15 protein-coding genes are annotated in these 13,369 nt (G+C 73.1%); 9 read left to right on the top strand and 6 right to left on the bottom strand.

The features are described from left to right. Positions 1–48: 48 nt before the first annotated feature. The 4 genes from FHU36_RS30210 to FHU36_RS30195 all read right to left on the bottom strand — a co-directional run bounded on the left by FHU36_RS30210 (position 49) and on the right by FHU36_RS30195 (position 2,160). On the bottom strand, positions 49–384 hold the full coding sequence (locus FHU36_RS30210) for a hypothetical protein (protein WP_185087152.1): 336 nt from the start codon (positions 382–384) through the stop codon (positions 49–51). Positions 385–389: 5 nt separating this feature from the next. Further along, on the bottom strand, positions 390–791 hold the full coding sequence (locus FHU36_RS30205; protein WP_246502606.1) for a YbaB/EbfC family nucleoid-associated protein: 402 nt from the start codon (positions 789–791) through the stop codon (positions 390–392). A gap of 98 nt (positions 792–889) precedes the next feature. Beyond that, the gene (locus FHU36_RS30200) at positions 890–1,273 is read right to left on the bottom strand and encodes a UCP033725 family protein (RefSeq protein WP_185087151.1); all 384 of its coding nucleotides are present in this window, start codon (positions 1,271–1,273) and stop codon (positions 890–892) included. Beyond that, a complete protein-coding gene (locus FHU36_RS30195) occupies positions 1,270–2,160 on the bottom strand; it encodes an SseB family protein (protein WP_185087150.1) in 891 nt (296 codons plus the stop codon). Before FHU36_RS30195 ends, FHU36_RS30200 begins: the two co-directional genes overlap by 4 nt. A 201-nt stretch (positions 2,161–2,361) precedes the next feature. On the opposite strand from FHU36_RS30195, the gene FHU36_RS45925 reads away from it, so the two are divergent. Then, complete coding sequence (locus FHU36_RS45925; RefSeq protein WP_281394353.1) at positions 2,362–2,496, top strand: hypothetical protein; 135 nt, start codon at positions 2,362–2,364, stop codon at positions 2,494–2,496. A 103-nt stretch (positions 2,497–2,599) separates the two neighbouring features. Here FHU36_RS45925 and FHU36_RS30190 read toward each other — a convergent pair whose 3' ends face one another. After that, complete coding sequence (locus tag FHU36_RS30190) at positions 2,600–3,562, bottom strand: GlxA family transcriptional regulator (RefSeq protein ID WP_185087149.1); 963 nt, start codon at positions 3,560–3,562, stop codon at positions 2,600–2,602. 72 nt (positions 3,563–3,634) lie between these two features. Between FHU36_RS30190 and FHU36_RS30185 the strand changes: the two genes are divergently transcribed. Both FHU36_RS30185 and FHU36_RS30180 read left to right on the top strand, forming a co-directional pair. Then, the gene (locus FHU36_RS30185; protein ID WP_185087148.1) at positions 3,635–4,900 is read left to right on the top strand and encodes an MFS transporter; all 1,266 of its coding nucleotides are present in this window, start codon (positions 3,635–3,637) and stop codon (positions 4,898–4,900) included. Next, the gene (locus FHU36_RS30180) at positions 4,897–5,571 is read left to right on the top strand and encodes a peptidyl-tRNA hydrolase (RefSeq protein ID WP_185087147.1); all 675 of its coding nucleotides are present in this window, start codon (positions 4,897–4,899) and stop codon (positions 5,569–5,571) included. Before FHU36_RS30185 ends, FHU36_RS30180 begins: the two co-directional genes overlap by 4 nt. Before the next feature lie 12 nt (positions 5,572–5,583). Here the strand turns inward: FHU36_RS30180 and FHU36_RS30175 are convergent, their stop codons facing one another. Next, positions 5,584–6,558 (bottom strand): DUF3616 domain-containing protein, encoded by a 975-nt coding sequence (locus FHU36_RS30175; protein WP_185087146.1) that lies wholly within the window; start codon positions 6,556–6,558, stop codon positions 5,584–5,586. A gap of 162 nt (positions 6,559–6,720) precedes the next feature. Here FHU36_RS30175 and FHU36_RS30170 point away from each other — a divergent pair, with 162 nt between their 5' ends. The 6 genes from FHU36_RS30170 (at position 6,721) to FHU36_RS30145 (ending at position 13,064) form a co-directional block, all read left to right on the top strand. Beyond that, positions 6,721–7,686 (top strand): hypothetical protein, encoded by a 966-nt coding sequence (locus tag FHU36_RS30170; RefSeq protein WP_185087145.1) that lies wholly within the window; start codon positions 6,721–6,723, stop codon positions 7,684–7,686. Between the two features lie 35 nt (positions 7,687–7,721). Then, a complete protein-coding gene (gene ftsH / locus FHU36_RS30165; RefSeq protein WP_312891917.1) occupies positions 7,722–9,683 on the top strand; it encodes an ATP-dependent zinc metalloprotease FtsH in 1,962 nt (653 codons plus the stop codon). Positions 9,684–9,769: 86 nt separating this feature from the next. Then, positions 9,770–10,420, top strand: a complete 651-nt coding sequence (locus FHU36_RS30160; RefSeq protein WP_185087143.1) for a DUF937 domain-containing protein — start codon at positions 9,770–9,772, stop codon at positions 10,418–10,420. Between the two features lie 81 nt (positions 10,421–10,501). Continuing rightward, positions 10,502–11,083, top strand: a complete 582-nt coding sequence (locus tag FHU36_RS30155) for a Maf family protein (RefSeq protein ID WP_185087142.1) — start codon at positions 10,502–10,504, stop codon at positions 11,081–11,083. A gap of 10 nt (positions 11,084–11,093) precedes the next feature. Continuing rightward, a complete protein-coding gene (locus FHU36_RS30150; protein WP_185087141.1) occupies positions 11,094–11,834 on the top strand; it encodes an EI24 domain-containing protein in 741 nt (246 codons plus the stop codon). Positions 11,835–11,954: 120 nt separating this feature from the next. Then, positions 11,955–13,064, top strand: a complete 1,110-nt coding sequence (locus FHU36_RS30145; RefSeq protein ID WP_185087140.1) for a DUF4192 domain-containing protein — start codon at positions 11,955–11,957, stop codon at positions 13,062–13,064. Positions 13,065–13,369: the final 305 nt, after the last annotated feature.

Below are 13,369 nucleotides of genomic sequence, written 5' to 3'. Positions count from 1 at the left end.
CCGTCACCTGCCGTCGCCCGTCGTCCCGGGCCGTGTCGAGGGTGCCGCTCAAGCCCCCATGAGCAACTGCTTGATGCGTTCGGCCTCGAAATCGTCGGCGGCGACCGAGATGGAGATGGTGTCGCGCATGGTGGGGCCGGCCGCCTCGATCTGGCCGAGGACGCGGCGTGCCGTCTGGACCATCTTCATCGGCCCACCGCTCTTGAGGAGGGCCTGCTGGAACCTGATGCCCTCGGCGCCGCCGCCCCACGGGGCCGCGGCGACCTGTCCCTCGATCTCCGTGACGGCCTCGTCCCACTCCTTCTTGAGGTCGGAGACCATCTCTCCCCACATGGAGATCCCCGTGGCGCAGAGCCGTTCGCTGAATCGCACTCCATCGCGCATCCTGCTCACCTCTCCCCGGTCATACGCTCCGCGAGCTGTCGCATCACGGTCTCGATGTCACCGTCGATGTGAGCCGCCATCTGCTCGGGCGGGATCACGGGCTCGAAGATCTCCACGACGCGTTCCCGAGCCTTGGCGGCGGCGCGGCCGACGGTCTCCGTGATGGTGTCGGCGAGGTGCCTGGAGTCGGGGCGGCGGTAGACCCGCGGGTCGATGTCGAGCCGGACGAGGTCGCCGCGCGGGCCCACGGTGGCCGACACGAGCCCGTCGCGCGACGTCTCCGTCACCTGGACGGCACGGGCCTTCTTGTGCAGATCGAGGGCCTCGTCCTGCATGCGCATGAACATGGAGCGCAGCTCCTCCGCGTACGCCTGCATCCCCGCGGCTTCCGGTGACCCGAACTCCAACGCTTCACCCCGACACCAACAGACACAAATTCCACTTCTGAGACTGATTTTCCAAAAAGTTAACAAAGTGCACAAGAGGTAAACGGAAAACGTCTATGTCACAGGATCACGGAGTGCTGGCGCAGGGCGGTCACCTCGTGCCGGGGCGCGCGGCCGCGGTGGACGCCGCGCTCCACCCGTTCGAGGCCGAGCCGCCGGGCCACGGTGACCCGCCCGCCGACGTACTCCAGCAGCAGGTCGCCGTCGCGCTCGCCGTACACCTGGAACGGTTCGCCCCGCCACTCGCAGACCGTCGTGACGAACACCGCGGCCTCGCACTCGGCGGCCGGGACCGCCCGGACGAAACAGCCCGGTGCCACCTCCTCGAACCCCTCGGCGGGCAGCGGGCCGCGCAGCCGCAGCCACAGGCCGTCGTCGCGGGACTCCGGCGTGGCCTCGTAGTCCGCTCCCTGCCAGCGGGCCCGATAGCCGGACCAGATCACGCGCTCTCCTCGCGCCGGGCGTGCTGGATCAGGAACCACCGTCCCGTGTCGCCGTCGTAGACGGCGCGGCGCCGCTCGACGCCCTCCACCGTCAGCTCCATGACCAGGGCGCCGTGGGTGAGGAGCACGCCGTCGACCTTGTACTCGCGGATCACCCGGCCGGGGCTGGGCACGAGGCCGAGGCCGACGAAGGGCGGCTCCTCGACCACCCACCCGGCCACCGCGGCCATGCCCTCCTCGTCCAGCCCCCCGTACGGCGTGCGGTAGAGCGCGGGCCCGGCGGCCCGCCAGCGCAGGATGTTGACCGACCCGTCGGGCGTCACCATCTCCGGCTGCCCGAGGGCGGCGGCCAGCACGGTGGGCGTGGCGATGTGCGCGACGTCCATGGCGTGGTGGCAGTAGCCCGACACCCGGGTCTCCCCGTCGCCGAACAGGGCGTGCAGATCACCGGGCCGCAGCAGCTTCTGCACGACCGGCATCTCCGACCCCGGGACGAGGGCGAGCTCCTGGGCCATGGTCGGGACGGCCAGCCGGGCTACCGTCCCCGACTCCAGAGGGAGGCCGATCGGCAGGCCGGGGTTGACCGCCAGCCCCCAGCGCGGGTCCGGCCACTCGGCGGCGAGCTCTGTGAGCGAGCTGACCCGGTAGGTCGCGAAGCCGGTGATCGCCCGCATCGCCTCCACGGAGGTGAAGGCGGCCACCCAGGTGCGCCCGCCGCCGTCCATGGTCGCCCAGACCGGCCGCTCCCGCCCGGCCGCCGCGGCCTCGGTGATCGGCAGCGCGAAGTCGGCGCCGCGCAGCAGGGCCAGGCCGCGGGCCACCTCGCCCGCGGCGAGGACGTCGCGCAACCGCTCCTCGAATGGACTTTCCGGCTCCCATCCCCCCATGGGGGCCTACTTTAGGCGGGGATCTTGGTCGGCATGGAGAGCGGGCCCGCCCTGCCCCCCGTCCTGCCCCCGCCCTGCCCCGGCCGGCCGCCGGATTGGCAGGATCGCGGCGGAAAGCGGCAGGGTTTCGGGTGATCTGTCCGGCATCGCCCATGCCACGCTGGAAGGGGGATCTGTCCCGACAAGGATGAGGAGAATTCCATGCGACGTATCGTCTTGGCGCTGGTGGCGGCGGGGGTCATGGCCGCGGGTCTCGCGGCGGCCACCGCGACCGCCGCCGTGGCCACTCCCGGTGGACCGGACAGCGTCCGGATCACCGACAACCGCGACATGTAGCGGATCCGGCCGGTGCCCGCCCGGACGGGCGGGCACCGGCCGGACGCGCGAGAGGCCGGTCATGGCCGGCGACCGCCACCGCGGAGAAGCCGTCGTGCGCGGATCAGCCGGTGCGCGAGGTGCGGCGGAAGGTGTGGCGGTAGGCGAGCGGGGCGACGCCGACGGCCGCGTGCAGATGCTGGCGCAGGGAGACCGCCGTACCGAAGCCGGCCCGGCGTGCCACCTCCTCCACCCCCAGATCGGTCGTTTCCAGCAGATGCCGGGCGTGCTCGACCCGCTGCCGGGTCAGCCAGCGGGCGGGGCTCATGCCCGTCTCCTCGCGGAAGCGCCGGGTGAACGTGCGCACGCTCATCCGGGCGTGCTCGGCCAGCGCCCCCAGGTCCAGCGGGGCGTCCAGGCGGGACAGCATCCAGGCGCGCGTCTCCGCCGTGCTCGCCCCCGCCGGGTCGGGGAGCGGGCGCTCGATGTACTGGGCCTGCCCGCCGTCGCGCCAGGGCGGCATGACACAGCGCCGGGCCGTGCGGTTGGCCACCTCGCTGCCGTGGTCGCGCCTGACCACGTGCAGGCACAGGTCCAGCCCGGCGGCCACCCCGGCCGAGGTGAGCACGTCGCCGTCGTCGATGAACAGCACCGACGGGTCCAGCCGCACCCGGGGGAACAGCGCGGCGAAGCGCGCCGCGTCACGCCAGTGTGTGGTCGCCGGCCGGTCGTCCAGCAGCCCCGCCGCCGCCAGCACGAACGCGCCCGTGCAGATCGACATGACCCTGGAGCGCCCCTGCAGCGCCTCGCGGACCGGCTCGGGCAGCGTGCCGTCCACCACCGCCGGACCGCCGTGGAGGCCCGGCACCAGCACCGTGTCGGCGGTGTCGAGCACGTCGAGGTCGTGGTCCGGCAGCACCGAGTATCCGGCCGAGCAGCGCACCGGCTCCCTGCCGGGGGAACACGTCACCACCTCGTACAGCTTCTCGCCCGACGGTGACTCCGCCGCCCAGAACACCTGCCCCGGCACCCCCAGGTCGAGCGGGGCGAACTGGTCGAGCACGAGGACCGCCACACGATGAGCCATGGCCGGATTCTTTCATATCCTGGCCTCCCGGCCACTCGTCGGACCGGCCGGAACTCCCCGAGGATGTCACCCATGACGTTGAGCACCACCCCCGCACGCGCCGGGCGGCTGCACCGTGCCTGGTTCGTGGCGGCCGTCGCGTTCGTGGCCATCCTCGGCTCGGCCGGCTTCCGCGCCACCCCCGGCGTGCTGATCAACCCGCTGCAGGAGGAGTTCGGCTGGAGCACGGGCACGATCTCCCTCGCGGTCTCGGTCAACCTGGTGCTCTACGGGCTCACCGCCCCGTTCGCCGCGGCCCTGATGGACCGCTTCGGCATGCGCCGCGTGGTCGCCTGCGCCCTGCTGCTCGTCGCCGTGGGCAGCGGGCTCACCGTCTTCATGACGGTGAGCTGGCAGCTCCTGCTGCTGTGGGGCGTGCTGGTGGGTCTCGGCACGGGGTCGATGGCGCTCGTGTTCGTGGCGACGGTGACCGACCGCTGGTTCGTCAGGCACCGCGGCCTGGTCACCGGGGTGCTCACCGCCGCGGGCGCCACCGGGCAGCTCGTCTTCCTGCCCGTGCTGGCCTGGCTCGCCACCGGTCCCGGCTGGCGGGCGGCCTCCCTGACCGTGGCCGGCGCCGCCCTCGCCGTGGTGCCGTTCGTGTGGTGGCTGCTGCGCGACCACCCCGAGGACGTGGGCCTGACCGCCCTCGGCGCCGAGCCCGGCGTCACCCGCCGCGCGCCCGCCACGGGCAACGCGGCCGCCCGTGCGCTGGGCGTGCTGCGCTCGGCGGCGCGCACCCGCCCGTTCTGGTATCTCGCCGGGGGCTTCGCCATCTGCGGCGCCAGCACGAACGGCCTGGTCGGCACCCACTTCATCCCCGCCGCGCACGACCACGGCATGCCCCAGGGGACCGCCGCCGGGCTGCTCGCGGTGATCGGCGTCTTCGACATCGCCGGCACGGTGGCCTCCGGCTGGCTCAGCGACCGGGTGGATCCCAAAGTGCTGCTCGGCGTCTACTACGGGCTGCGCGGGCTGTCGCTGATGGTGCTGCCGAGCCTGTTCGCCGCCACCGCCGAGCCCAGCATGCTGATCTTCATCGTCTTCTACGGGCTCGACTGGGTGGCGACCGTGCCGCCGACCGTGGCGCTGTGCCGCCGGATCTACGGGGCGGACGGGGCCGTGGTCTTCGGCTGGGTCTTCGGCTCCCACCAGGTGGGAGCCGCCATCGCCGCCGTCGGAGCCGGCCTGACCCGCGACCACCTGGGCGCCTACGACCTCGCGTGGTACGCCTCCGGCCTGCTGTGCCTGGCCGCCACCGCGATGTCGCTGGCCATCAGGCATGCTAGGAGCCGATGAACGACACCGAGCTGATGGTCCTGCCCCTCGTGGTGCGGATCGAGAGGGCCGCGCCGCCCGAGCGCACCGACGCGCTGGAGGCGGCGGCGATGGCCGTGCTGAGCCTGCTCGACGACCCGGGGGAGTGGGGCGCCGAGGTGCGCGCCTGGGAGTCCACGGGCAAGATCCGCAAGGTGGTGCGCCGCGCCAGGGGCGCCGAGTGGCGGCGGGCGGCCGCGCTGCCCGGCCGCACTCTTGAGCACCGCACGGCCGAGGTGCGCGTCCACCCGCCCGTGCCGCTCGACGACTGGCCGCGCGACCTGGCGCGGCTGCAGGTGTCCGGCACCGAGCTGACCGACTCCGGCGATCCGGAGCCGGTCGTGGCGGGCGCGGCCGGACCGCCCGTGCTGTGGGCGAACCCGCGCCTGGCCATGTCGGCCGGCAAGGCCATGGCACAGGCCGGGCACGCCGCCCAGCTCGCCTGGTGGGCCGGCGGGGCGGCCGAACACGACGCCTGGCGGGCCGCCGGGCTGTCGGTCCGCGTGCGCACCGCCGCCCCTGACGACTTCGCGGCGAAGGTCGCGGCCGGGCTGCCCGTGGTGCGTGACGCCGGGTTCACCGAGATCGAGCCGGGCTCGTGCACGTTCGTGGCCGAGGCGCCCTGGTTGTACGGGCGCCTGACCCGCTCCTGAGGCGGGGCGCGGTCACAGCGCGAAGACGTCGGCCAGCACCCCGCCCGCCGGGGTGATCCGGGCGGGCGACGGGCTGTCGTAGACCACCATCAGCCGGCCGTCGGCGAGCACGGCCAGGCCCTCGGGATGGTCGCACCCGACGCCGTACGGCAGCTCGGCGAGCGTCTCCAGCTCGTCCGACGGCACCACCTCGCCCGACTGCCTGATCCGCCAGCGCATCACGCGCACCGGCCCGTCCAGGTCCATGCTCGGCCCGGTGAGCAGCAGCAGGTCGTCGCCGTACGGGCACAGGTCGCGGACGCCGAGCCCGCCCAGGTCGAGGAAGTGCTTGCGCGGCGGCTCCGGCAGCCGCAGCCGCCCGCCGCCGGCCTCGACGGGCCGGACCTCCAGCACCATGGCCCAGCCTCGCAGCACCGGCCCGCGCAGCCCCAGGTAGACCCGCTCGTCCCGGACCGCTATGCCCTCGACGTCGAGACCGTTGTCCTTGCCCGGCAGCGCCAGGAACGGCGCCAGGTGCGCGTCGTCGCGCAGGTGGGCGGCGATGTTGTCGGCGCCGGACAGGATCGAGCCCGCGCGCGGCTCGTTCGTGACGGGGTCCAGCGGCAGCCGGACGAGGACGAACCGGTTCTCCTCCCTGATCACCGTGGCGAGCCGCCTGGCGGCCTTGGCGGGGTCCTTGGACTTGACCCGGCGCCGCTTGAGGCTGTGCGAACCGACCGCCCACAGGTGGCCGTCCGCCCTGGCCAGGCCCTCGATGTCGGCCTCGTCGTCCGGGCCAGCGGGCAGGGGCACGTAGTCGGCCAGCCGGAACGTGCGCTGGGCCCCGTAGTGGTCGCCGGTCCACGCCAGGTGCTCGACGGTCGCGGTCTCGTCGCCGGCCACCCACAGGCCGGTCCCGTCCTGTCGGAGCGCCGACAGGTTCGTGTGCGTCCGGGCCGCTCGCGAGGCGGGGTCGAACCGCAGCTCCACCTGTTCCACGAGCCCCATGATTGCACTTCGGTTGCTTCATAAGCGGAATGGCTGGATATGTCGTACGCTCCCGTCGTGCTCGATGGGGATGTGGGGACTGATGGTTCCCGTGGGAATGCGACCGTGAGACCGGGAACCCCTGCCTCTCCGCCCAGACGCTCCCGGATCGGCGATCTGCCGATGCGGGTCATCTACCGGGGGCTGGCCGTGGGCGTGACGGTGGCGGTCGCCGCCGTGGCGCTGGTCTTCGTGCTCCCGCAGGAGCCGGACGGGGTCGCCGCGGGGCCGATCGCCGCGCCATCGACCCCGCCGTCCTCGTCCGGCCCCGACCCCGCGTCCTCGGCCTCGTCGTCGGCCCTGTCGTCGGCTCTGCCGTCGGCTCTGCCGTCGGCTCTGCCGTCGGGAACGCCGCAGGCGGTCGCGGCGACCGCCGCCGCGGCCACCCCGCTCGCCTCCGGGTCCGCCGCCACGGCGGGTCCCGCATCACCGGGTCCCGCGTCGCCGGATCCCACGTCGCCGGATCCCACATCGTCGGGTCCCGCCTCGTCCGGGAGCGTCACGTCGGCCACTCCCCGGCCCACGCCCACTCCCGGCGCGTCGCTGGCGCCCGGCTACACGGCCATGGAGGCCCTGTACGCCGACGCCCGCCTGCCTCGGCTGCCGGAGAGGGTCCAGCGTGTCCCGCTGCGCAGTGCCGGCAAGTACGTGATCAGGGACCGGCGGAGCGGGCTGGCCGTTCCCCGGCTGGGCCGCCCGTGGAAGACGTACGGACCGGCCCCGTTCACCAGCAGGCAGGTGCTCCCCAAGGCGCGCGGCACCCAGCAGCGCGGCATGATCGTGACCTGCCCGCTGCCCATCGAGGCGCAGGAGCACCCCCGCGACACCGCGCTGCTGGCCGCCCGCTGGACGCTCAACCACCACCCGGAGGGCGCCACCATCAGGTGGTTCGCCTCGCAGCCCGTCAAGGACGGCTGGATGCTCGCCTACCAGGTGAAGTACGGCAAGCGCACCTCGCGGGCGGCGGTGGCCGTGGTCGACGGGGGAATGTCCAAGCCCGGTCTGGTGTTCGTCACTGTGCCTGACGCACAGAAGAAGCGCTGGCACGACATCACGCGGGTCGTGTCCGGGGTGCGTGCCCTAGGGTAGAAGATCATCATTGCGGCGATATGGGGAGTGACGCCGTGGAACGCTCGGAAACGCCGCAGCCGCCGGACCAGCGCACCGGGACACCGAAGGCGCCCGACCACAAGGGCAAGTCCAAGCCGCCATGGCGGACCGAAGGGCTCCCCGGCACACCGGGGGGCCGACCCAAGATCAACTGGTGGCGGTTCGCCGTCACCCTCTTCGTCGTGTACGCGGCGTTCTTCCTGGTCTCGTCGTTCACCGACAGCGGACAGGTCGAGACGATCTCCTACACCCAGTTCGTCCAGCAGGTGAACGCCAAGAACGTCAAGGAGATCTACGCCACCGGCCTGTCCGTCGAGGGTCACCTGAAGGCCGCGGCCAAGGACCCCGACAGCGGCAACCAGACCTACACCGAGTTCACGACCGAGATCCCGGCGTTCGCCGACACCGACGAGCTCTCCGGGCAGCTCCAGTCGGCCGGGGTGGACATCAAGGCCGAGCCGATCAGCGGCGGCCGTGGCTTCTTCCTCAACCTGTTGCTGTCGCTGCTGCCCGTGCTGCTGCTCGCCGGGCTGTGGATCTGGATCATGCGCCGGGGCGCCAGCATGATGGGCGGCGGCGGGCTGGGCGGGCTCGGCAAGTCCAAGGCGGCCAAGCCGGTCGAGGCGGCCAAGGTGCGGGTCACGTTCGAGGACGTGGCGGGCATCGACGAGGTCGAGAACGAGCTGGTCGAGATCGTCGACTACCTCAAGGACCCCGCCAAGTACCGCCGGCTCGGCGCCAAGCTGCCCAAGGGCGTGCTGCTGGCCGGCCCTCCCGGCACCGGCAAGACGCTGCTCGCGCGGGCCGTCGCCGGTGAGGCCAAGGTGCCGTTCTTCTCCGCGAGCGCGTCGGAGTTCATCGAGATGATCGTCGGCGTGGGTGCCTCCCGGGTGCGCGACCTGTTCGAGGAGGCGCGCAAGGTGGCGCCGTCCATCGTCTTCATCGACGAGATCGACGCCATCGGCCGGGCGCGTGGCGGCGCGGGCGGCATCGGCGGCCACGACGAGCGCGAGCAGACGCTCAACCAGATCCTCACCGAGATGGACGGCTTCTCCGGCGCCGAGGGCGTCATCGTCATCGGCGCCACCAACCGGCCCGAGGTCCTCGACCCGGCCCTGCTGCGTCCCGGCCGCTTCGACCGCACGGTCCAGGTCGGGCTGCCCGACGCCGCCGGCCGCATCGCGATCCTGCGCGTGCACACCCGGGGCGTGCCGGTCGACGACACGGTCAGCCTGGAGCAGATCGCCCGCACCACGCCCGGCATGACCGGCGCCGACCTCGCCAACCTCGTCAACGAGGCGGCGCTGCTCGCGGCCAAGCGCGGCAAGGAGAAGGTCACCGGCGTCGACTTCGCCGACGCGCTGGAGAAGCTGCAGCTCGGCGCGGCCCGCAGCATCGTGATGCCGGAGGAGGAGCGCCGGCGCACCGCCTACCACGAGGCGGGCCACGCGCTGCTCGGCATGCTGCAGCCGGGCGCCGACCCGGTCCGGAAGATCTCGATCATCCCGCGCGGCCGGGCGCTCGGCGTCACCCTCTCCACCCCCGACAGCGACCGCTACGCCTACGACGAGCAGTATCTCCGCGGCCGCATCGCCGGGGCGCTCGGCGGCATGGCGGCCGAGGAGGTGGTGTTCGGAGTGATCACCACCGGGGCGGAGAGCGACCTCGAACAGGTGACGATGATCGCCCGTGGCATGGTCGGCCGCTGGGGCATGTCGCAGAAGGTCGGCCCGCTGACCATCCTGCCCTCCGACGGCCAGCAGCCGCAGGCCTCGCCCGCCACGCTGGCGATGGTGGACGAGGAGGCGCGGCGGATCGTGGACGAGTGCTACGAGCGGGCGCTCCAGGTGCTGCGCGACAACCGCGACAAGCTGGAGGCGATCGTCGTGGCCCTGCTGGAGCACGAAACCCTCGACGAGGCCGACGCCTACGCCGCGGCCGGGGTGACGAGCGCGAGCGTCCCGGCGGGCGCCTGAGTCTCGGCTTTCCCGAGAATTAGCGCAAATCGGGATATAGAGGGATTTAGTGGTGGGAAGTCCCCCGGAGAGGAGGGGGGACTCCCATGACACTGCACGAGGAGCTTCTCGCCCGGCTCGGCGACCCAGGCATGGAACAGATCGCCGGGATGCTCGGCTCCGGCCAGCCGGCCGCGCGCACCGTGCTCCTGGCGGTCTCCGGCACCATCGTCGGCGGCCTCGCCCGCAACACCGGCGACCTCGACGGGGCGGAGGCGCTGCGTGCCGCGCTGGACGACCACGCCGACGCCGACCCCTTCAACGGCGACGTCGCCTCCCTCATGCGCGACGGCCAGAACATCCTCGGCCACGTCCTCGGCGGCCGCGGCATGGAACAGGCCACGGCCGTGATCTCCCGGCTGGGCGGCGTCGACCCGGCCGTCGTCATGAAGATCCTCCCCCTGACCGCCCCCATGGTCATGACGCTGCTGGCGACGCGGGCCGGCGACCACGACATGGACGCCGAGGAGGTGGCCGCGCTCCTCGACAGTGAGGCGACGGCCCTGCCCGACGACGTGCGCGCCGTGGTGAGCGACCTGCTGGCCGACATCTACGGCCACGCCGCGTACCCGCGAACCGGCGGCTACCGCGACACCCCGCCCGACACCTACGGCTCCCCGCCGCCTGGAGGGGCGGGCACGTACGGCGACATCATGCCCGGAGGGACGGGCATGTACGGAGACCCCCTGCCCCCGTGACCACGCTGCCCCGTGACCACGCTGCCCGGCCGACGGCCGGCCCGGAGCAGCCGCTCCGGTGGTGGCCGGTAAGCTGGGACAGTGATCGTTCTGGCCTCAGCCTCGCCCGCCCGTCTCGCCCTCCTGCGCAGCGCCGGCCTCGACCCCAAGGTGATCGTCAGCGGGGTGGACGAGGACGCCTACTCCGCCCACTCGCCGGCCGCGCTCAGCCTCGTGCTGGCGAAGGCCAAGGCGGCGGCGGTCGCGAGCGGGCTGGACGAGGGGCTGGTCATCGGCTGCGACTCGATCCTCGAGCTCGACGGGCGCCCCTACGGCAAGCCCGCCAGCCAGGAGGAGGTCGCGGAGCGGTGGCGCGTCATGCGCGGCCGCACCGGCCGCCTGGTCACCGGCCACTGCGTCATCGACGTGGCGGCGGGCCGGCAGGCCGCCGAGGTGGCCACCACCGTGATCCGGTTCGGCCGGCCGACTGACGAGGAGGTCGCCGCCTACGCCGCCACCGGCGAGCCGCTCGCGCTGGCCGGGGCGTTCAGCATCGAGGGGCGCGGCGGCTGGTTCGTCGAGAGCATCGAGGGCGACCACGGCAACGTCCTGGGCATCTCCCTGCCGCTCGTGCGCCACCTGTTCGAGGAGCTCGGCTGCGCGGTGACGTCGTTCTGGCGCTAGCCTGCCGGGCATGCGATCAGTGCGTGACTTCCTGGCGGGCCTGGGGTTCTTCCTCCAGGGGATGAGATGGGTGGCCGGGAACGGCCGGTGGTGGCTGTTCGGCCTGATCCCCGCGGTGATCGCTTTCGCGATCTACGTCGCGGCGCTGATCTACCTGGGGACGAACGCCCTGTCGCTCGCGGAGACGTTCACGCCGTTCGCCGACACGTGGGCGTGGCGTGAGGCGTTCCGGGTGATGGTGGCGATCGCCGTGTTCCTCGGCGGTCTGGCGCTGGCCGTGGTGACGTTCACGGCGGTGACGCTGGCCATCGGCGACCCGTTCTACGAGAAGCTCTCCGGGGCCGTCGACCCGCTGCCCGGCGAGGCCGACGAGCCCTGGTGGCGCACGCTGCCGCGCTCCCTCAGGGACAGCCTGGTGACGCTGGGCTACGTGCTGCTGTTCACCGTGCCGCTGTTCGCGCTGGGCTTCGTGCCCGTGGTGGGGCAGACGGTGGTGCCGGTGCTGGGGGCGGCGGTGTCGGGGTTCTTCCTCACGGTGGAGCTGACGACGCAGGCCCTGGAGCGGCGGGGCATGGCGCGCAAGCAGCGCTTCGCCCTGCTCCGGGGCAACAAGGCGACGTCGCTCGGCTTCGGGGTCGGGGTGTTCCTGCTGTTCCTGGTGCCGCTCGTGTCGGTGGTGCTGATGCCGGCGGCGGTCGCGGGTGCTGCCCTCATGGTTCGCCACCGCCTCTCTCCGCATCCGATCCCCTGAGGGCCCCGGGGACCCGCGTTCTCGCCGCTCATCCACAACCCGAGCGCCGTCAGCGCGCGTTGTCCCCAGAACCTCCTTCGGCTCCCCGCGGCCACCCCCACCCCCGGCACCCTCGTGCCCATGACGACCAACACGTCCGACCCCGTCCTCACCCTGACCACCCCCGCAGACATCCTGGCCGCCGTGCCCTACCTCGTGGGCTTCCACCCGGCCGACAGCCTCGTCATCATCGGCCTGGTCAACGGCCGGATCCAGGTGGCGGCCCGGTGGAGCCTGCCGTTCCCCTCCGGGACTCTCGCCCCCTTGGGGTCGTTGTTCGCGCGGGAGGCCATGACCCAGGTCGTGATCGTCGGCTACGGCTCCGGCGAGCAGGTCACCCCGGCGGTGGACGAGGCGCGGGCCCAGGCGGCCAAGGGCGGAGTGGAGGTCGAGGAGGCGCTGCGGGCCCACGAGGGCCGCTACTGGTCCTACATCTGCGACCTTCCCCACTGCTGTCCGGCCCAGGGCACCCCTTACGACCCCGTCGCCGGCAGGGTCGCCGCCGAGGCGACCGTTCGCGGCATGGTCGCCCTGCCCGACCGGCGCGCCCTCGAACGGACCACCGCCCCCGTCGCGGGCCCCGTCAGGGCGATGCGCCGTGCCACGGCCGAGGTCGTCGCCGACATACGCGCGGGGCTCGCGGCGGCCGGGCGGTCCGGTGCCGGCGCCGACGCGTTCGCCAAGGAGTTCGTCGGCCAGGGTCTCGTCCGGGTCCGGGCCGCCCTGGCCGCCCACGCCGCGGGCGGGCGGGTCGACGACACCGAGGCGGCGCGCATCGGCCTCGACCTGGCGGTGATCCGGGTCCGCGACGAAGCCTGGACCCTCATGGACGAGTCCCACGCCGGCCTGTGGAAAGACCTCATGCGCCGCCTGGAGCCCCGCTTCACCCCGCCCGCCGCGACGCTGTTCGCCATGGCGGCATGGCGCGGCGGCGACAGCACCCAGGCCACGATCGCCCTCGAACGCGTCCTCGCCCTCGACCCCGGCTACTCCATGGCCAACCTGCTCATGCACGCCCTGCAGAGCCTGCTCTCCCCGAGCATGCTCCGTGGCCGCCTCCCGACTCCGGCCGAGCTCGACACGGCCATGGGCGTTCCCCACGCCGGCTGGCTGCTTCCCCTGCTCACCCTCCTGGACCAGGAACCTCACGACGACCCGGTCGTCTGCTCGCCCGCCCCTTCTCCCACCTGAGCTGGTCCGCCCACCCGCGCCGAGCGACCAACCCGCGCGACCCCCACCGGCACACCCGCTAGGCGGGCTCCCCCTCCCGTGCCGTGCGGCCTGCCGCCGATGGTGATCGCAGGGCCGGGCGAGGTGCGGGGTTGGGCCTGCCGACGCGGAGCGAGCGGTGCGCGCCTGAGAGCCTGCTGACGAAGGGTTTGGGGGTCGCTGAATCCTCGAGGATGGCTGAGGGCGGAGCGGCGCTCGCCCAAGACCGTGGCATGACGCGGTCGCAGGGACACCGCTCTTGTCTTCCAGCGCCGCCACGCCCTTGT

The organism is Nonomuraea muscovyensis, from assembly GCF_014207745.1.
In the GTDB taxonomy this organism is placed as follows: domain Bacteria; phylum Actinomycetota; class Actinomycetes; order Streptosporangiales; family Streptosporangiaceae; genus Nonomuraea; species Nonomuraea muscovyensis.
Note: the sequence above shows the minus strand (reverse complement) of the source record. Positions and strands in the feature narration are given on the sequence as shown.

What these genes read in the sequence shown, in the direction of transcription:
- FHU36_RS30210 (WP_185087152.1), bottom strand. Translation starts at nt 384, where the DNA reads ATGCGCGATGGAGTGCGATTCAGCGAACGGCTCTGCGCCACGGGGATC.
- FHU36_RS30195 (WP_185087150.1), bottom strand. Translation starts at nt 2,160, where the DNA reads ATGGGGGGATGGGAGCCGGAAAGTCCATTCGAGGAGCGGTTGCGCGAC.
- FHU36_RS45925 (WP_281394353.1), top strand. Translation starts at nt 2,362, where the DNA reads ATGCGACGTATCGTCTTGGCGCTGGTGGCGGCGGGGGTCATGGCCGCG.
- FHU36_RS30190 (WP_185087149.1), bottom strand. Translation starts at nt 3,562, where the DNA reads ATGGCTCATCGTGTGGCGGTCCTCGTGCTCGACCAGTTCGCCCCGCTC.
- FHU36_RS30185 (WP_185087148.1), top strand. Translation starts at nt 3,635, where the DNA reads ATGACGTTGAGCACCACCCCCGCACGCGCCGGGCGGCTGCACCGTGCC.
- FHU36_RS30180 (WP_185087147.1), top strand. Translation starts at nt 4,897, where the DNA reads ATGAACGACACCGAGCTGATGGTCCTGCCCCTCGTGGTGCGGATCGAG.
- FHU36_RS30175 (WP_185087146.1), bottom strand. Translation starts at nt 6,558, where the DNA reads ATGGGGCTCGTGGAACAGGTGGAGCTGCGGTTCGACCCCGCCTCGCGA.
- FHU36_RS30170 (WP_185087145.1), top strand. Translation starts at nt 6,721, where the DNA reads ATGCGGGTCATCTACCGGGGGCTGGCCGTGGGCGTGACGGTGGCGGTC.
- FHU36_RS30160 (WP_185087143.1), top strand. Translation starts at nt 9,770, where the DNA reads ATGACACTGCACGAGGAGCTTCTCGCCCGGCTCGGCGACCCAGGCATG.
- FHU36_RS30150 (WP_185087141.1), top strand. Translation starts at nt 11,094, where the DNA reads ATGCGATCAGTGCGTGACTTCCTGGCGGGCCTGGGGTTCTTCCTCCAG.
- FHU36_RS30145 (WP_185087140.1), top strand. Translation starts at nt 11,955, where the DNA reads ATGACGACCAACACGTCCGACCCCGTCCTCACCCTGACCACCCCCGCA.